The sequence below is a fragment of the uncultured Aggregatibacter sp. genome (assembly GCF_901873365.1).
Classification (GTDB): domain Bacteria; phylum Pseudomonadota; class Gammaproteobacteria; order Enterobacterales; family Pasteurellaceae; genus Aggregatibacter.
In genome coordinates, this window is sequence record NZ_CABFLM010000049.1 from 25,377 (window position 1) to 42,980 (window position 17,604).

General features: G+C 44.0%; 15 protein-coding genes. 10 read left to right on the forward strand and 5 right to left on the reverse strand.

Translation table 11 applies throughout. The features are described from left to right. The first annotated feature begins 216 nt into the window (after positions 1-216). On the forward strand, positions 217-2,490 hold the full coding sequence (gene metE, locus QZ106_RS02835; RefSeq protein ID WP_295973975.1) for a 5-methyltetrahydropteroyltriglutamate--homocysteine S-methyltransferase: 2,274 nt from the start codon (positions 217-219) through the stop codon (positions 2,488-2,490). 65 nt (positions 2,491-2,555) lie between these two features. Here the strand turns inward: metE and QZ106_RS02840 are convergent, their stop codons facing one another. Then, positions 2,556-2,786 (reverse strand): YgjV family protein, encoded by a 231-nt coding sequence (locus QZ106_RS02840; protein ID WP_021616585.1) that lies wholly within the window; start codon positions 2,784-2,786, stop codon positions 2,556-2,558. Positions 2,787-3,067: 281 nt separating this feature from the next. Between QZ106_RS02840 and lspA the strand changes: the two genes are divergently transcribed. The 6 genes from lspA to nhaA all read left to right on the forward strand — a co-directional run bounded on the left by lspA (position 3,068) and on the right by nhaA (position 9,222). Further along, on the forward strand, positions 3,068-3,568 hold the full coding sequence (lspA, locus tag QZ106_RS02845; RefSeq protein WP_295973982.1) for a signal peptidase II: 501 nt from the start codon (positions 3,068-3,070) through the stop codon (positions 3,566-3,568). Beyond that, positions 3,565-4,509, forward strand: coding sequence for a 4-hydroxy-3-methylbut-2-enyl diphosphate reductase (gene ispH, locus QZ106_RS02850; RefSeq protein WP_295973984.1), 945 nt, complete (start codon positions 3,565-3,567; stop codon positions 4,507-4,509). Before lspA ends, ispH begins: the two co-directional genes overlap by 4 nt. A gap of 56 nt (positions 4,510-4,565) precedes the next feature. Next, positions 4,566-6,800 carry a transglycosylase SLT domain-containing protein gene (locus QZ106_RS02855; protein WP_295973986.1) on the forward strand — a complete coding sequence of 745 codons (2,235 nt, stop codon included), beginning with the start codon at positions 4,566-4,568 and terminating at the stop codon, positions 6,798-6,800. A gap of 39 nt (positions 6,801-6,839) precedes the next feature. Beyond that, entirely contained in the window at positions 6,840-7,148 is a 309-nt protein-coding gene (trpR, locus tag QZ106_RS02860; protein ID WP_295973989.1) for a trp operon repressor, read from the forward strand. Beyond that, positions 7,126-7,887 carry a monofunctional biosynthetic peptidoglycan transglycosylase gene (gene mtgA / locus QZ106_RS02865; RefSeq protein ID WP_295973992.1) on the forward strand — a complete coding sequence of 254 codons (762 nt, stop codon included), beginning with the start codon at positions 7,126-7,128 and terminating at the stop codon, positions 7,885-7,887. The genes trpR and mtgA overlap by 23 nt, the downstream gene beginning before the upstream one ends. A gap of 171 nt (positions 7,888-8,058) precedes the next feature. Next, the gene (gene nhaA / locus QZ106_RS02870) at positions 8,059-9,222 is read left to right on the forward strand and encodes a Na+/H+ antiporter NhaA (protein ID WP_295973993.1); all 1,164 of its coding nucleotides are present in this window, start codon (positions 8,059-8,061) and stop codon (positions 9,220-9,222) included. Between the two features lie 279 nt (positions 9,223-9,501). Here nhaA and QZ106_RS02875 read toward each other — a convergent pair whose 3' ends face one another. Beyond that, positions 9,502-11,157 (reverse strand): sulfatase-like hydrolase/transferase, encoded by a 1,656-nt coding sequence (locus QZ106_RS02875; RefSeq protein WP_295973995.1) that lies wholly within the window; start codon positions 11,155-11,157, stop codon positions 9,502-9,504. A 117-nt stretch (positions 11,158-11,274) separates the two neighbouring features. Beyond that, positions 11,275-11,487, reverse strand: coding sequence for a 50S ribosomal protein L31 (gene rpmE, locus QZ106_RS02880; RefSeq protein ID WP_021616576.1), 213 nt, complete (start codon positions 11,485-11,487; stop codon positions 11,275-11,277). A gap of 225 nt (positions 11,488-11,712) precedes the next feature. Here rpmE and priA point away from each other — a divergent pair, with 225 nt between their 5' ends. Then, positions 11,713-13,911, forward strand: a complete 2,199-nt coding sequence (priA, locus tag QZ106_RS02885) for a primosomal protein N' (protein WP_295973999.1) — start codon at positions 11,713-11,715, stop codon at positions 13,909-13,911. 103 nt (positions 13,912-14,014) lie between these two features. Then, positions 14,015-14,896, forward strand: a complete 882-nt coding sequence (ftsN, locus tag QZ106_RS02890; protein ID WP_295974001.1) for a cell division protein FtsN — start codon at positions 14,015-14,017, stop codon at positions 14,894-14,896. Positions 14,897-14,973: 77 nt separating this feature from the next. Here ftsN and pgeF read toward each other — a convergent pair whose 3' ends face one another. Continuing rightward, positions 14,974-15,711 (reverse strand): peptidoglycan editing factor PgeF, encoded by a 738-nt coding sequence (gene pgeF / locus QZ106_RS02895; RefSeq protein WP_295974005.1) that lies wholly within the window; start codon positions 15,709-15,711, stop codon positions 14,974-14,976. A 1-nt stretch (position 15,712) separates the two neighbouring features. Beyond that, positions 15,713-16,687 (reverse strand): 23S rRNA pseudouridine(1911/1915/1917) synthase RluD, encoded by a 975-nt coding sequence (gene rluD / locus QZ106_RS02900; protein ID WP_295974007.1) that lies wholly within the window; start codon positions 16,685-16,687, stop codon positions 15,713-15,715. A gap of 106 nt (positions 16,688-16,793) precedes the next feature. Between rluD and QZ106_RS02905 the strand changes: the two genes are divergently transcribed. Continuing rightward, positions 16,794-17,582, forward strand: a complete 789-nt coding sequence (locus tag QZ106_RS02905; protein WP_295974010.1) for an outer membrane protein assembly factor BamD — start codon at positions 16,794-16,796, stop codon at positions 17,580-17,582. Positions 17,583-17,604: the final 22 nt, after the last annotated feature.

Genomic DNA, 17,604 nt, shown 5'->3' on the forward strand with positions numbered 1-17,604 from the left:
TAAAAGAATAAATTTTGTCGAAGTAACCTAAAGTGCGGTGCATTTTCACTGTATTTTTTGCTCGTCACATATCTTAACGCCATAAATTACAAGATTATTAAAATTTTTCATAAACTTTCAGAAAATTATTAATTTGCATAATAAACCTGATTCCGTCATTCTAGCCTCGTACAGACGTTTAGCCGTCTAAATCATTTAACATATCGAGGAATTAACATGACAACATATCATTTATCGGGTTTCCCACGCGTAGGTGCAAAACGTGAACTTAAATTTGCACAAGAACGTTACTGGCGTGGTGAAATCGCTGAAGCCGATTTATTAGACATTGCAAAAAAATTACGTGAAATTAACTGGCAACATCAAGCCAATGCGAATGCGGATTTCGTGGCGGTTGCGGACTTTACTTTCTACGATCACATTTTAGATTTGCAAGTGGCAACAGGTGCCATCCCTGCGCGTTTTGGTTTCGACAGCCAAAATTTAACCTTGAATCAATATTTCCAACTGGCGCGTGGCAACAAAACACAATTCGCCATTGAAATGACCAAATGGTTCGACACCAACTACCACTATCTTGTGCCTGAATTCCACAAAGACACCCAATTTAAAGCTAACCCGGCGCACTATGTGCAACAAATCCGTGAAGCTAAAGCCCTTGGTCACAAGGTAAAACCCACCATCGTTGGCCCATTAACCTTCCTTTGGTTAGGGAAAGAAAAAGGCGCAGCCTTCAACCGTTTCGATTTGTTAAACCAACTCGTGCCGGTTTATGTGGACATCTTAAACGCGTTAACCGCTGAAGGCGTGGAATACATTCAAATTGATGAACCTGCCTTAACCCTTGATTTACCGGCAGAATGGATTGCCGCTTATAAAGCGGTTTATGCCACTTTTGCTGCACAAGTCAACGCCAAACTCTTGCTTGCGACGTATTTCGGTTCCGTGGCAGAACACGCCGATTTATTAAAAGCCTTACCGGTAGCCGGTCTTCATATTGATTTGGTGCGCGCACCGGAACAAGTGTATGAATTCGTTGATTACGACAAAATCCTTTCCGTAGGCGTAATTGACGGACGTAACATTTGGCGCGCAAATTTAAACCAAATGTTAGATGTGGTTGAACCACTAAAAGCAAAATTAGGTGAGCGTTTATGGATTGCACCTAGCTGTTCCCTACTCCATACGCCTTATGATTTGGCGGTGGAAACTCAGCTGCAAGCTAATAAACCGGAACTTTATCAATGGTTGGCGTTCACCTTACAAAAAATTCAAGAATTACGCGTCATTAAAACCGCACTTGAGCAAGGCAGAGCAGCTGTGCAAGCTGATCTTGATGCTAGCCAAGCGGCAGCTGATGCGCGTAAAAACTCCCGTGAAATCCACCGCACTTGTGTGGCGGAACGTTTGGCAAATCTGCCGAAAAATGCCGATCAACGTAAATCGCCATTTGCAGAACGGATTAAGTTACAAAATGCGTGGTTAAATCTACCGTTGCTGCCAACCACCAATATTGGTTCCTTCCCGCAAACCACAGAAATTCGTCATGCCCGTGCCGCCTTCAAAAAAGGCGATCTCAGCTTGGCGGATTACGAAGCGGCAATGAAAAAAGAAATTGAATTCGTGGTGCGCGAGCAAGAAAAATTGGATTTAGACGTGTTAGTACATGGCGAAGCAGAACGTAACGACATGGTGGAATACTTCGGTGAATTGCTCGATGGTTTCGCGTTTACCAAATTCGGTTGGGTACAAAGTTACGGTTCCCGCTGCGTCAAACCACCGGTCATTTACGGCGATGTGACCCGTCCGGAACCAATGACCGTGCGTTGGTCGCAATATGCTCAAAGCCTCACCAACAAAGTGATGAAAGGGATGTTGACCGGCCCGGTAACGATTTTACAATGGTCTTTCGTACGTAATGACATTCCACGTTCCACGGTATGTAAACAAATTGCTGTAGCGCTTTCCGATGAAGTGTTGGACTTAGAAAAAGCGGGGATCAAAGTCATCCAAATTGACGAACCGGCCATTCGCGAAGGCTTACCGCTCAAACGTGCCGATTGGGACGCTTATTTACAATGGGCAGGTGAAGCTTTCCGTTTAAGTTCAATGGGTTGTAAAGATGATACGCAAATTCACACACACATGTGTTATTCCGAATTTAACGACATTTTACCGGCCATTGCCGCCCTAGATGCTGACGTGATCACCATCGAAACCTCCCGTTCCGACATGGAATTGCTTACCGCTTTCGGTGATTTCAAATACCCGAACGACATCGGCCCGGGCGTGTACGACATCCACAGCCCACGCGTACCGACCGCAGAGGAAATCGAACATCTTCTTCGCAAAGCGTTACAAGTGGTGCCAAAAGAACGCTTATGGGTAAATCCGGACTGTGGCCTAAAAACCCGCGGCTGGCCGGAAACCATCGCCGCATTAAAAGTGATGGTAGATGTTACGAAGAAATTACGTGCGGAATTAGCCTAATTCACATAGTTGTTCACAGATAAAAGAAAAGCTGAATCTCAAGAGAGGTTCAGCTTTTTATCTTTCTATTGCTTCTCCTGTTTTAGTCGCCACAGTTGATACAGATTTACGGCGACTAAAAAGATATTCAATAACGCAACCGGATAAGTCTGTTTAACGAGTCCATAAATGACGAATAAAATCGCACCGATACAATTAACGGTTCTGAGGGAAACTATCGATTTAAACAAAAATGAAGCCGCGACAAAAAAGGTCGCGGTGTAACCTAACAGTTCAATAAAATCTATACCCAACATAATCGTCTCAATTCTAGAAATAAAAGGGCGGCTATCATATTGTAAATTTCACAAAAAGCAAACCTGACTATCGACACCTGACTGAAAAGTGCGGTGATTTTTCAACACGTTTTAAACGCTTTGCCATTTCACGAAAATCCATTACGTCATTCCATGGTGTTCGCCTGCAACATAAAATGACGTGTATCTATTCGCTTTCTCATCACCTTTTTCTGTATAAAACCTTGCCTTGTGCTAGAATGGCGACCTAATTTTGATCATGATTTTATTTAGGAAACATTATGTCCCAACAAAAATCCGGACTCTCTTGTCTCTGGCTAAGCGCGGTCGCTTTTTTGCTTGATTTGCTGACAAAGTATATTGTGGTACAAAAATTTGATTTGTATGAAAGTATAAATGTTCTGCCGGTGTTTAATCTCACTTATGTACGAAATTATGGTGCGGCATTCAGCTTTTTGGCGGATCATGATGGTTGGCAAAAATATTTCTTTATTCTGTTGGCGATTGGTATTTCTCTGATGCTGGCGTATTTCATGAAGAAAAATCGTGCCGATCAAACATTACAAAATTCCGCCTACGCACTCATTATTGGTGGTGCACTTGCCAATATGGTGGACCGTGCATATAACGGTTTTGTAGTGGATTTCTTTGATTTTTATTGGGATATTTATCATTATCCAGTGTTTAATGTGGCGGACATTGCCATTTGTATCGGCGCCGGTTTACTGGCATTAGATGCCTTTAAAGGTGATAAGAACAAACAAAAGAGCGGTCAAAAATGAAGATAATTTTAGCCAACCCACGCGGTTTTTGTGCCGGCGTTGATCGTGCCATCAGTATTGTTGAACTGGCGTTGGAAATTCATGGCGCACCTATTTATGTCCGTCACGAAGTGGTGCATAACCGTTTTGTGGTGAACGGCTTGCGTGAGCGCGGTGCCATTTTTGTGGAAGAACTGAGCGAAGTACCGGACGGCGCGATAGTCATTTTCTCCGCCCACGGGGTGTCTCAGGCAGTACGTCAAGAAGCGAAAGACCGCAATCTCAAAGTATTTGACGCCACTTGCCCTTTGGTGACCAAAGTACATATGCAAGTGGCGCGTGCCAGTAAAAAAGGGACGAAAGCGATTCTCATCGGCCACAAAGGCCATCCGGAAGTGGAAGGCACCATGGGGCAATACGGCAATCAAGAGGGTGGTATTTATCTCATTGAAAGTATTGAGGATATTGCTAATCTCCCCGTAAGCCACAATGATGATTTAACCTTTATGACACAAACCACGCTGTCTTTAGATGACACGGCGGAAACCATCAGTGCATTAAAAGAAAAATACCCTGCGATTCAAGGCCCGCATAAAAACGACATTTGTTATGCCACAACCAATCGTCAACAAGCCGTGCGCGAACTGGCAAAACAATCGGATTTAGTGGTCGTGGTAGGCTCCAAAAACTCCTCTAACTCTAACCGTTTGGCAGAGCTGGCTTCTCGAATGGGCGTGGTATCTAAGTTAATTGATGATCCCAATGATATTCAGCCGGATTGGTTTAACGGCGTGCAAACCATTGGTGTCACTGCGGGTGCTTCCGCGCCGGAAGAATTAGTGCAATCGGTGATTGCGCGCATGAAAGAATTTGGCGTCACGGATGTAGAAGAATTGCAGGGACTCGAAGAAAATATGTTCTTTGAAGTGCCAAAAGAATTGCGCGTAAAAGAGGTTAATTAAGCGGTTATTACCCCACACCTTCTTTTCACCTTATTTATCTTTGTCGGAACCTCACGATGCGATATTTGAAACAAGCTTCCATTTCTCTGCTCATGTTGACCGCACTTTCGTTTTCAGCCTTAGGATCACATGCTCATAAGGCTGAACGTAAACCGAACCTATCCCATGAACAAGCCGAATGGTCGAAAGCCCAACATGCAGATGAACTCAAACACCTTGCTCAACGGGCGACATTTTTACAGTTAGAAAATCTGTTAAAAAGTGCGGTGAAAAATAACAACGTTTCCGATAACGCCGAGTTATATCTTAAACTTATTGATTCCCTAAAAGACTATCCTCTAAAAACAGACGCCATGTCAGCTTACCTCGAAGCGCGCATAAAAAGCGTCAATCAAGATACCCCAGCGGAAGATGTCAACACATTAAAACAAGAAATAGAACAACTTATCCAACAATATCCTGCGCATTTTTTACGTTCACGATGGGAACAAAGTCTTTTCACGCTATTAATAAATGCGAATGATACGGAAGGATTAGTCCATTATGCGCAACGCATTACGCCAAACACCTTGGAAATGCAAATTGCCGTTTTAAACGCCGAACTGCAACAGGAAAGCACAAACAACACAACAGATAAAAAACAAGCTTCCAACGCAAATACCAATATTATTTCTCGTTATGAACAGCTTTGGTTAGCTAACAGCAAACTGCCTAACGATGCTCAACTTTGGGCAGCGTGGTATGCTCGCGGCGGCAGAACGGCAGCGAAAGTTTATCAAAAAGCGGAAAATCTCTTTGCCAAAAATGATGAAAACGGCTTAGCACTCTTAGCCACGGAATTACATCGCATGACCGGTGAGAACGAAGACGAAAAGATTGCCGCCCAATTACAACTGTTGCAAACACTCATCAAAACACCGGCAAGTTTAGCCGAATTCACCGCAAGATTACCGCTGACGGAAAATAACACTCCTCTACTGAAATTTGCGGTGGTACAAAGTTTTCCGCGCTATTTGCGTACGTTGCCCGAAAACATGAAAGATCCCGGCTTTACGCCTTATGCACAATGGGCGAAAGACTGGCAACTGACTGATACGGAAATGCGTGAATGGGAAATCGCGTTTTTAAATCGTTTTTTTGATAACGAAAGCCCGTCATTTCAACAATGGCGGGATGCGGAAATTATTAAATTAAAAGCAGATAGCCTCACCGAACGCCGTTTACGCATGGCGATTTGGCAAAAAACCGATTTACTGCCATGGCTCAACGCCCTCTCTGATGAAGGCCGTCAAAAACAAGAATGGCGTTATTGGTTCGCCAAAACCATCGCGAAAAACGATAGCCAAAAAACAACAGAAATATGGACCGCACTTTCTCATGAACGAGGATTTTATCCGATGTTGGCGGCAGCCAAATTAGATCCCCAAACCCGTGGTAAGCGTTATCATTTCGAGCCACCTAAATTACCCATTACCCCGAGCATGACCGATGAAACTTGGGCCGATACATTTAACGAGGTACAACCGGTATTGGAAGAAATTGCCGAATTGCGCCAACTGGATCGACTTGGTGCCGCGAAACAACGTTGGCGTTTCCTGTTAGAGAATCTTCCTGCCGATCAGAAAAAAGAAAAACAAATTGCACTCAGCCAATATGCCAACCAACAAAACTGGTTTGATTTAGGTGTGGATGGCACCATTATTGCGAAGGCATTAGATTACATTCAAGTGCGCCTGCCAATGGCTTATAGCCATTATTATGACATTGCATTAAAACCACGCCGTCTTACCTTAAGCAAAGGCAAACCGCAAGCATCGCGAAACACGCCTGTCAGTAAAACGTTTGCGATGGCAATTTCCCGACAAGAAAGCGCATGGAATCCACAAGCACAATCTTCCGCCAATGCGCGCGGATTAATGCAGCTTTTGCCAAGTACCGCCAAAGCGACTGCCAGTCATGCCAAATTGCCTTATACGGATGAAGCAGATTTATTTAAGCCGCTCAATAATATTTTGCTCGGCACTGCCTATTTGGCAGAGTTAAATGCCAAATATCCAAATAACCGGATTCTCATTGCTTCAGCTTATAATGCCGGCGCACATCGTGTGGAAAAATGGTTAGCACGCGCAAATGGTAAGTTAGAAATGGACGAATTCGTGGCATCCATTCCTTTTTATGAAACGCGCGGCTATGTGCAAAATGTCCTGACTTACGATTTTTACTATCAGCGATTGCAAAACAAAGAAGATCCACAAACTTTTAGCAATGAAGAATATGATCGGCTATACTAGACGCACTAGTTTAATAGTATAGGATGTAGGATCGTTGATATGTACATTAGTCGCAATTTAGAACAATGGAATGCCTTTCTTGATATGTTAAAAACCGCATTCGAACAGGGCAAAGCACAAGATGTCTTAACCTTATTGCTCACCGCTGACGAACGGGATGCCGTAGGGTTACGCTTACAAATTATCGCGCAATTATTGGATAAAAACCTACCACAACGAGAAATTCAACAAAATCTCAATACCAGCGCAGCAACCATTACACGGGGTTCCAATATGCTAAAAACCATGGATCCCGAATTTATCGACTGGATAAGAAACCAACTGAATGTGTCACAAAAAGCTGACTAATGTTATTTTGAAACGGTTAACGCCGTTTAACGTCAGATTGCGCCGATTTCACTTTTCCTACAAAAGTGCGGTGCGTTTTTTCATTCGTTTTTTTCTCGCCATCGTTGCCATCACATTTCTTTTTCGCTTTATTCCCATCCCCTGCTCAGCGTATATGTTGCAACAAAAAATCGCCCATTTATTCGCCGGCGATATGAAATACACGACACGCTACCAATGGATTAGTATTGACGATATTGCTTGGCCAATGCAATTAGCCGTGATTGCCGCCGAAGATCAAAATTTTCCGACACATTACGGGTTTGATTTCAATGCCATTGAAAGAGCCTTCAAGTATAATCAAAAAAGCCAACGCACGCGTGGCGCGTCAACGATTTCTCAACAAACTGCTAAAAATCTCTATTTATGGCATGGACAAAGTTGGCTTCGGAAGGGAATTGAGGTGCCTGCCACCCTGTTGTTAGAAACCCTCTGGTCTAAAAAACGCATTCTAGAAGTGTATTTAAACATTGCCGAATTCGGTGAAGGAATTTACGGCGTGGAAGCCGCCAGCCAATTTTATTTCAAAAAGTCAGCGAAAAATTTATCGCCAAATGAAGCCGCACTTTTAGCCGCCGTTTTGCCTAACCCGATCGTTTATCATGTTAATGCACCTGGCGCTTACACCAAACGCAGACAGTTATGGATTCAACATCAAATGAATCAGCTCGGCAAAGCCTATTTACAAAAATTAATGTAATGACATGCTGCTTGCCAAAATAAATGAAATCGCTTTAAAAATAAAAAATAGTGCGAATAACATTAATCAATCCCGACTTTTCTTGAAAATATCATTCATTTCCTGTAACTTTCTTAACTTTCATATTTATGCTTTGCCTTTCAGGCGTTATCTCAGGGAGTATTATTGTTTATGCAACATATCCAAAAATTTTTCCAATCTGAAGCCAGCGGTGGCGTATTGCTGCTGATTTTTGCCTTGATGGCCATTGTGCTCGCCAACACGGCACTGAGCGAAAACTATTTTCACTTTTTAGATACCCCCGTCAGCGTACAATTTGGCGCATTTAGTATTGCCAAGCCCCTACTCATGTGGGTAAACGATGGTTTTATGGCAGTATTTTTCGTTTTGGTTGGCATGGAAGTCAAACGTGAAATGCTAGAAGGCTCGCTCTCAAGTTATCAACAAGCGATCTTCCCTGCCATTGCGGCAATCGGGGGTATGGTAGTACCGGCTTTAATTTATTTTTTAATTGCGCAAGGTGCGCCGGAAATTCAGTCTGGCTGGGCAATTCCTATGGCAACAGACATTGCTTTTGCCGTCGGGATCGTTGCACTTTTAGGCAAGCGCGTCCCTTTGCCGCTCAAAGTGTTTTTATTGGCACTTGCCATTATTGATGACCTCGGCGCCATTGTTGTCATTGCGATTTTTTACTCACACGAACTCAGTACGCCGGCGCTGATTACCGCCGCAATCACCATCAGTATTTTGGTCACAATGAATCGCTTTAAAGTCAGTGCGCTTTGCGCCTATATGGTGGTCGGCTTAATTTTATGGGCTTCCGTACTCAAATCAGGCGTTCATGCCACCTTGGCAGGCGTGATCATCGGTTTTTGTATCCCAATGCAGGGACGCCAAGGTGAAAAACCCTTGCATCAATTCGAACACATTTTGGCGCCATGGTGTAGCTATTTGATTCTGCCGTTATTTGCGTTTTCTAATGCCGGTGTCTCCTTGGAAAACGTGGGATTCTCCAGCTTAAGCTCACCACTCACCTTGGGCATTATGCTCGGTTTAATCATCGGCAAACCGCTTGGCGTTTTCCTGTTCAGTTACTTATCGGTGAAATTACGCCTTGCAAAATTACCTGAAGGCATCCATTTCACGCAGATTTTTGCGATTGCCGTACTCTGCGGTATCGGCTTTACCATGTCAATGTTCCTTGCCGGCCTTGCCTTCGGAGAAACCGGGCATGATAACTTTGACACCCTCTCTCGTCTCGGTATTTTATTGGGCTCGTGTGTGTCAGCCTTGTTAGGTTATGCGTTGTTAAGAAAAACAACGTCAGCGCACTAAGAGAAAATAAAAATAAGCGAACATTTTAAGTAACGATAAAAGAATCGTAGCGTGCATATTGATGCACGCTACGCACGAAATTGTGAATTACACATCAAAGTTAATCATTCGTGCAACAAGTTGCACGCTACGTACGAAATCATGAATTACGCATCAAGGTTAATCATTCGTGCATCAAGATGCACGCTACGCACGAAATCATGAATTACGCATCAAGGTTAATCATTCGTGCAACAAGTTGCACGCTACGAAGGTACAGTTTTTTTAACTTTCCACTTTTTATCTGGCAATTTTCAGATGTTGATATAAATAATGACGATAATCATTCACCAGACTTTGATCTTCCGCATCTTCTAATTTTCCTTCGCTCAAGATCCGCATGGCAATATTCGCGCGCATAAAGTCATCTTCAACCGGCAATCCGGCAATCTCAAGCAATAATCCGCCAACAAAAGCCAAATCCAAAAACGTTTGGTGTTGCGTAAAACTTGACGGCATATTACTTCGAACCACCACTTGCGTCACATAATCCGGATTCGCATATTGTCCCAACTTCGGTGGTAAACAATTATCAAACGCCACTTGGTGATCCCCAAAATACGCGAACACATAAGGCGTATTGCGTTGTTTTAAAGAGTGGTGAAAGGCTTCTGTCGCTTGATTTAGCGCCACAATACGCTGCGTATAATCATTCAAACAAGCAATCGTTTTCTGACTCAAGCCGTCTTTAACCAAATTAAAACGATTCGGCGTATCCGTATGATACGGCCCGTGTTCCTTCATGGTTAATACATAAACAAACATCGGTTGTTGAACATGCTGTAATAACGGATGTTGTTTTTGCAAAATCATCTCGGCATACTTCAACATCTCATCGCTGCCAATATGCCACAGATTTTTGCCCAACGGCGCAGGATAGCCTAAATCCTGCGGCTGTAACATTAAATCAAAACCGAAATGATCATAGGCGGATTTGGCATTGTAATTCCCTTTCGTGAAAGGCGATAAGGCAACACAAAAATAGCCTTGCTCACGCAAATTTTTCACCAACCCGCAGGTTAAATGCGGAACAACGGAATAGAACACGCCGTTTGCCAATGCGCCAAAATCTGTGGATGGCACCCCGGCCAAGAAAGCAAACTCCGATTTCCACGTCGCCCCACCTAAGGTATGCACACGCAACGGGCTCATAAAAACGGTCTCTTCTTGTTTTTCAAACATAGAAAGCGGTGGAATCGTCTGCTGATCAAAATCAAATTGGTGCGGATTCAGCGTGGACTCTTGCAAACACACCACGATATCCGGCTTTGTTTCTCCTTGAAAATGCGCTTTATTAGTGAAAAGTGCGGTCATTTTTTCATGAAATTGTTGACCGTCACCGGAAAAATTCGGCACACTAAAAAAGACACCCCGACAAGACATCGGCAAATTTAAAAACACATCTCTGCCATCATCCGGTAAAGAGTCCAGCCAAACTTTCACCGCTTGAGGATGGTGAGAATAATGCCACATCAACCCCAAAGCAGCGACACTGACTAACCCTGCACAAATCCGCCAATACACCGGCAATATATCTGCATCCGCCCAACCGAAAATGGCATAAATCAACAAACCGATCAAACCGAAAATCGCCAAAATCGCGCCTTTATAATGCAAGAGCGTTTCCCAATTACGCCAATCGGCGACCAGTAAAAAATCTGAAATCAATAAAGGCTGTTTGTAATAATGAATTTTTAAACGATGAAATAACATCAAAACAACAAACAATATCGACGCAAAATTCAAACCTCTTTGCCACTGTCCGGAAAAGAAGGTCATTCCCCCGAAAAAAAAGAGAAATAACGCAATAGCAAAAAAATACGTCCAGCGATAGTGAGAATTAAAAATGAAAATAACGGCAGCCAAAAAAAACAAGGCTAAAAGAAGATAGGACATGGTGTAACTACCTAAAATATCAAACGTTAAATGCCATTAACGATGTTTGAAAAGTAATTGAAAATTAACGATTACCTGTAAAAAAGCCCTACCATAGGCAGGGCTTGCAAAATGAGATTATTTTGAACTTGGGATTTTGAAACGGCTGTTAAAGCGTTCAACACGACCGCCAGTATCAACAACACGTTGTTTACCTGTGTAGAATGGGTGGCATTTACCGCACACATCAAGGTTGATGTCTTTGCCTAAAGTAGAACGAGTTTTGATCACATTACCGCAAGAACAGGTTGCCGTAACTTCTTTATATTCAGGATGAATACCTTGTTTCATAGAAAACCTCAAAGTTGAAGCCATGCCGCTATCAAGCCAATCGCAGAAGCAATCCCTGACACCGCATGAGATTGATATTACGCCATTTAAAATGGCACGCTTGTGTGTAAGGTTGCGAATTTTACAGAAAAAGAAAATAACATTCAACCCATCCGCCCCTAAATAGACAACAATCCCCCAAAATGCTATATTCCGAGCCCATTTTATTTCACTGAATTTCCATTCATGCCATTTGCCCGAATCGCACTTCCGGTGCCGCTACATCGCTATTTTGACTATATCCTCCCTGCGTCAATGAAGGTTGTCGTTGGGGCGCGGGTGCTTGTGCCCTTTGGGGCGCAGAAACGGGTTGGCGTTGTCGTTGACGTGGTGGAACAGACGGACGTGCCTGAAGAACAGTTGAAACCTGTGCTAGCCTGTCTGGATGATACTTCACTGTTTTCTCCGAAAAGTTGGCAGTTCTTAAATTGGGCGGCAAATTATTATCACGCCCCGTTGGGCGAAGTGTTATCGCAAGCCTTGCCGGTGAAGCTGCGCCAAGGGGAAAGTGCGGTGGAAAAACAAAAAGTTTTTTGGACACCGACCGCACTTGGCGAGCAAGCATTGGCGCAAGGTTTGCTAAAACGCTCGAAAAAACAGCTTGAAGCATTGCAGGCGGCAAAGGAGGGGATGGAAAAAGGCAACAATCCCTTTGGCAGTGGTATTTGGTCGGCGTTGAAAGCCAAAGAATACATTACCGAAATCGCTCAAGATCCGGCAATTCAAACCTGGCAACAACAATTAGCCGGTGAACCAATTGTGAATAAGGCCGATCGATTAACGCTTAATAAACAACAAGCGTTGGTATTCAGCCAATTGAAATTTACCCAAGGGTTTGTCGCGTGGTTGTTGGACGGCGTGACAGGTTCCGGCAAAACGGAAATTTATCTGCAATTTATTGAAGAGATTTTAAATCAAGGTAAACAAGTGTTGGTCTTGGTGCCGGAAATTGGGCTAACGCCACAAACGGTAAGTCGTTTCCAAGCCCGTTTTAACGTGGTGATTGATGTGTTGCATTCCAATTTAAATGATACGCAACGCTTGCAGGTATGGCAACGTGCGCGTAGCGGACAAAGTGCGGTCATTATTGGCACGCGATCGGCGTTGTTTACGCAATTTGCCGATTTAGGCACAATTATTATCGATGAAGAGCATGACGCTTCTTTTAAGCAGCAAGACGGTTGGCGTTATCATGCTCGGGATTTGGCGGTGGTGTATGCAAAACAACTGAATATTCCCGTTTTAATGGGGTCGGCAACCCCTTGTTTGGAAAGTTTGAATAATGTGCAGCAGGGGAAATATCAGCGTTTATGTCTATCAGAAAAAGCCAATCAGTCCACCGCACTTCAACAACACGTCATTGATTTAAAACATCAGTCAATGCGCAATGGTTTATCGGAAATCCTGATAAAACGCATGCAGGCGCATTTAGAAAAAGGCAATCAAGTGTTGCTGTTTTTGAATCGACGCGGTTTTGCGCCGGTGTTGTTGTGCCATGAATGCGGCTGGATAGCGGAATGTCGCCATTGCGATAAACCTTATACCTATCATCAACAACATAATGTATTGCGTTGTCATCATTGCAGTGCACAAAAACCGATTCCGCGCCAATGCGGAAATTGTGGTTCAACCCAATTAATCACCACGGGCTTAGGTACAGAACAGCTAGAAGATACCTTAAAAGCCATTTTTCCCAATTACGGCATTGCTCGAATTGACCGTGACACGACGGCGCGCAAAGGCAAATTGGAAGGTTATTTAGCGGATATTCAACAGGGCAAAAGCCAAATTCTTATCGGCACCCAAATGTTGGCAAAAGGACATCATTTCCCGAATGTCACCTTAGTCGCGTTAGTCAATGTGGATAGTGCATTATTTTCATTAGATTTCCGTGCAGAAGAACGGTTGGCTCAACTTTATATGCAGGTGGCAGGCCGTGCTGGGCGTGGTGCGCAACAAGGCGAAGTGCTTTTACAAACCCATTATCCGGAACATCCTTTGTTACAAAGCCTGTTGCAACAAGGCTACAACCAATTTGCCCACAATGCTCTCGCCTTGCGTAAAGCCATGGGATTGCCGCCTTTTAGTTCACAAGCGTTGTTCAAAGCGCAAAGCCGCCATAGTGAAGACGCAGAGCATTTATTGGCGCAGTTTGCGGCATATTTACAGCAGGTGAAACGAGATATTGCACCGGAATTACAAATCCTCGGGCCGATGTCGGCGCCATTCAGCAAAAAAGCGGGGCAATATCGTTGGCAGTTATTGTTGCAAAATCCTTCTCGCGCCACCTTGCATCAGGTCTTGACGGCGTTTGAACGAGATCAAGCCGATCAAGCAACAAAAGTGCGGTGGATTTTAGATGTGGATCCATTGGATTTAAGCTAGTTTCGGCTTTGTGGTAGTCAATAAGGCAATTTTTCAGTAGAATTACGCGAATTTTTATTTCATCCCTTTAATGATTATCTTTTTAAATTGAACAGGTTTTATTGTGGCTCAACGTGATTACGCTGCGCGCAGCAGCATGAAGAAAAAGAAGAAACAAAATAAAAATAACAAATCCTTGCTATTAATGATTGCCGCCATGGTGGTCGTTGCTTTTGGACTTGGGCTTTATTTATTAAAAGAAAAAGCGCCGGAGCCTGTGGCAGAGTCTGCCACTACAGTGGAAAAAACACAACCGAAAAGTGTCTTGCCGAATCGTCCGGAAGAAGTGTGGAGCTATATTCAAGCACTAGAAACCCGCACTGTGCCAATTGATAATAATCCGAAATCGTTGGATAAAAATATGCGTTTAACGGAAGAACAACGTAAGATTTTAGCAGCGATGGAAGAAGAACAAAAACAAGCGGAACTGGCGCGCAGCAAAGCAGCTGAGGCTCAAGCCACAACTGCACCACAAACGGCGCAAGCACCGGTTCAAGCCCCGGCACAAACGACACAACCCCCAGTGCAACCGCAAGCCAAACCGCAAGTGGTAGAAGCGAAAGAGGCGAAAAAAGTAACGCCGCCAAAAGAAGAGAAAAAAGCGGAACCAGTCGTGAAAACCGAGCCACCGAAAAAAACTGAGCCGGTGCCACAACCGCAATCGCCGTCACAACCTCAGCCACAACAACAAACGGCAAAACCGGCATCACCACAAACAGCCAGCACGGGTGAGCGCCGCTACGGGTTACAATGTGGCGCATTTAAAAATAAAGCGCAGGCTGATGCATTACAGGTTAAATTAAACGCACTCGGATTAAATGCCAGAGTGAATGAAAGTGCGGATTGGAATCGTGTTGTTGTCGGCCCTGCCGGCGATCGAAATGCTGCCGTAAAAATGCAGGAAAAAGCACAAAGCGTGATTAGCTGCGTGGTGATTGGAATGTAATCAACGATAAAAATGCAATAAAAAAGTGCGGTTATTTTTTAACCGCATTTTTTCATGACACCGGATGAGAAATCAAATTATCCGTTAATCCATACTACCGATGCCATTCTTCCTGTGACATTCTCTCGGCGATAAGAAAAGAATTTGTCTGCTTCAAGATAAGTGCAGTATTCGCCACCGCTGATTTGGGTAATACCGAGAGCGTTGAGACGTTGCGTAGCGATTTGGTAAAGGTTGCCGAGGAATTTGTCTTTCGCTTTTGGATCTGCGATAAAGGCGGATATGGCTTGGGGATCTTGGGCAACAAATTGATCGATAACCTCTTGACCCACTTGGAAAGCCGTTGGGCCAATAGCCGGTCCAAACCATGCTAAAATGTCTTCATGTGGACAGTGAAATTTGGCGACAGTTTGTTCTAATACACCATCGCATAATCCGCGCCAACCGGCATGGGCAGCTGCCACTTCTGTGCCCTGTTTATTGGTAAATAACACGGGCAAACAATCGGCAGTCATCACTAAACACACTTGATTCGGTTGGCTGGTATAAACCGCATCGGCATTGAAATCTTCCCCGTCATAAGGCAGGGTTAATACGCGCGTGCTATGAGTTTGGTTTAAGAACAACGGCATTTGTGGCAAATGGCATTTTTCTACCAATAAAGTGCGGTTGATTTTCACGGCGTTTTTATCGTCGCCTACATGGTTACCCAAATTAAAACTGTCATAAGGCGCAAGGCTCACACCGCCATAGCGAAGCGTAGTGAATGCCTTCACGTTTTGCGGGGCGTTCCAGTTCGGTTTAATGGCTTGCATATTAATAATCCAATTCGTCTTTGTGGAGAACATAATCCGCTTTTAAAGCGGTCACTAATTCCACAAAATCGTCCGGCAAGGGAGCGTACCATTCCATCATTTCGCCGCTAATCGGGTGTTGTAAACGTAACATCACCGCATGTAATGCCTGACGCTTAAAATTGCGCAATACTTCCATCAATTCTTCGCTGGCATTTTTTGGAGGACGCGGACGACCACCATAGGTTTGATCGCCTAATAATGGATGGGCGATATGTGCCATGTGCACACGGATTTGGTGGGTTCTGCCGGTTTCTAAACGCAAACGTAGGCGGGTATAATCGCGGAAACGTTCCATTATGCGATAGTGGGTAACGGCAGGTTTGCCCATCGGATGCACTGCCATATGAGTACGTTTGGTTGGGTGGCGCGCCATGGGCTCATCCACGGTACCGCCTTTGGTCATGATGCCGCAGGCAACGGCTTCATATTCGCGGGTGATTTTGCGTTTTTGCAAATCACGCACCAACTGGGTTTGCGCGGGAATGGTTTTGGCGACGACCATCAAGCCCGTGGTGTCTTTATCTAAACGATGTACAATGCCCGCACGCGGCACTTCGGCAATTTGTGGGTAATGGTAAAGTAGCGCATTGAGAACAGTGCCTTTAGGATTGCCTGCACCGGGGTGAACGACAAGATCTTTGGGTTTGTTGATAACGAGAATGTCCTCGTCTTCATAAACGATATTTAACGGAATGTTTTCCGGCTCGAAACGGGTTTCATCTTCAATTTCTACGGTAATCTCAATCTGTTCATCACCGTAAACCTTGGTGCGCGGTACATTTTGCACAGCGCCATTGACCAACACCAAATCCTCCTCAATCCATGTTTTTAAACGGGAGCGGGAATAGTCGGGGAACAATTCCGCCAGGGTTTGGTCTAAGCGCTGTCCCATTTGTTGCGGTTGCACGGTTGCCGAGAGAGTAATTTGTGCCATAAATAAAAAATCCGTTAATCAAGTTTGCTTATTTAGCAATGTTCTATACAATATCGGGCAATTGTAACTCATTTCTCATTTTTCGTAAAAATAAGGATTCTATTTAATGCGTAAACTTAAATCCCTTGCACTTTTGGCTTTTGTTGCATTGGCGGTTACGGCGTGTTCCGGTTCTAAGCAAGATGTCGAGCAAGCACCGGAGCAAGAATTATACAGTACCGGTCAAACCTATTTGCAAAAAGGGGATTATAGTCAGGCAATCCGTTATTTAACGGCGGTGGATAATCGTTTTCCGGGCAGTTCATATAGTGAACAGGTGCAACTGAATTTGATTTATGCCTACTATAAATCACAGGATTACACCGAAATGTTAGTCACTGTTGATCGCTTTATTCAACGTTTTCCGCATAGCGATCATTTAGATTACGCCTTATATATGGCAGGGTTAGCCAATTCCGCTTTGGGGGATAACTTCTTCCAAGATTTCTTCGGCGTCGATCGCGCAACACGTGAGAATACCTCGATTAAAACGGCGTTTTCTAACTTCCAAAATTTGGTGCAACATTTCCCGAATAGCCCTTATGCACCGGATGCCTTAGCGCGTATGGCGTATATTAAAGCGAGCCTTGCACGTCATGAGTTAGCGATCGCGAAATTTTATTTTAAACGCGATGCCTATGTAGCAACGGCTAACCGTGTCGTGTCTATGTTGAAGTTGTATCCGGACACTCAAGCCACGTTAGAGGCGCTGCCATTAATGAAAGAATCTTATGAAAGAATGAATTTAAAACAATTAGCGGATCAAACGGCAAAAATCATTGCGGCGAATGAAGGTAAGAAATTTGCTGAACCGGAAAAGCCAAAAGCACCGGAATTGAAAGCACCTCAAAAATAAACAAAAAACCTCCGAGTTATCG

Coding starts and splice junctions, on each gene's coding strand:
- pgeF (WP_295974005.1), bottom strand. CDS start 15,711: ATGCAAGCCATTAAACCGAACTGGAACGCCCCGCAAAACGTGAAGGCA.
- QZ106_RS02905 (WP_295974010.1), top strand. CDS start 16,794: ATGCGTAAACTTAAATCCCTTGCACTTTTGGCTTTTGTTGCATTGGCG.
- QZ106_RS02840 (WP_021616585.1), bottom strand. CDS start 2,786: ATGTTGGGTATAGATTTTATTGAACTGTTAGGTTACACCGCGACCTTT.
- ispH (WP_295973984.1), top strand. CDS start 3,565: ATGAAGATAATTTTAGCCAACCCACGCGGTTTTTGTGCCGGCGTTGAT.
- priA (WP_295973999.1), top strand. CDS start 11,713: ATGCCATTTGCCCGAATCGCACTTCCGGTGCCGCTACATCGCTATTTT.
- mtgA (WP_295973992.1), top strand. CDS start 7,126: ATGTGTCACAAAAAGCTGACTAATGTTATTTTGAAACGGTTAACGCCG.
- rluD (WP_295974007.1), bottom strand. CDS start 16,687: ATGGCACAAATTACTCTCTCGGCAACCGTGCAACCGCAACAAATGGGA.
- trpR (WP_295973989.1), top strand. CDS start 6,840: ATGTACATTAGTCGCAATTTAGAACAATGGAATGCCTTTCTTGATATG.
- QZ106_RS02855 (WP_295973986.1), top strand. CDS start 4,566: ATGCGATATTTGAAACAAGCTTCCATTTCTCTGCTCATGTTGACCGCA.
- QZ106_RS02875 (WP_295973995.1), bottom strand. CDS start 11,157: ATGTCCTATCTTCTTTTAGCCTTGTTTTTTTTGGCTGCCGTTATTTTC.
- lspA (WP_295973982.1), top strand. CDS start 3,068: ATGTCCCAACAAAAATCCGGACTCTCTTGTCTCTGGCTAAGCGCGGTC.
- rpmE (WP_021616576.1), bottom strand. CDS start 11,487: ATGAAACAAGGTATTCATCCTGAATATAAAGAAGTTACGGCAACCTGT.
- metE (WP_295973975.1), top strand. CDS start 217: ATGACAACATATCATTTATCGGGTTTCCCACGCGTAGGTGCAAAACGT.
- nhaA (WP_295973993.1), top strand. CDS start 8,059: ATGCAACATATCCAAAAATTTTTCCAATCTGAAGCCAGCGGTGGCGTA.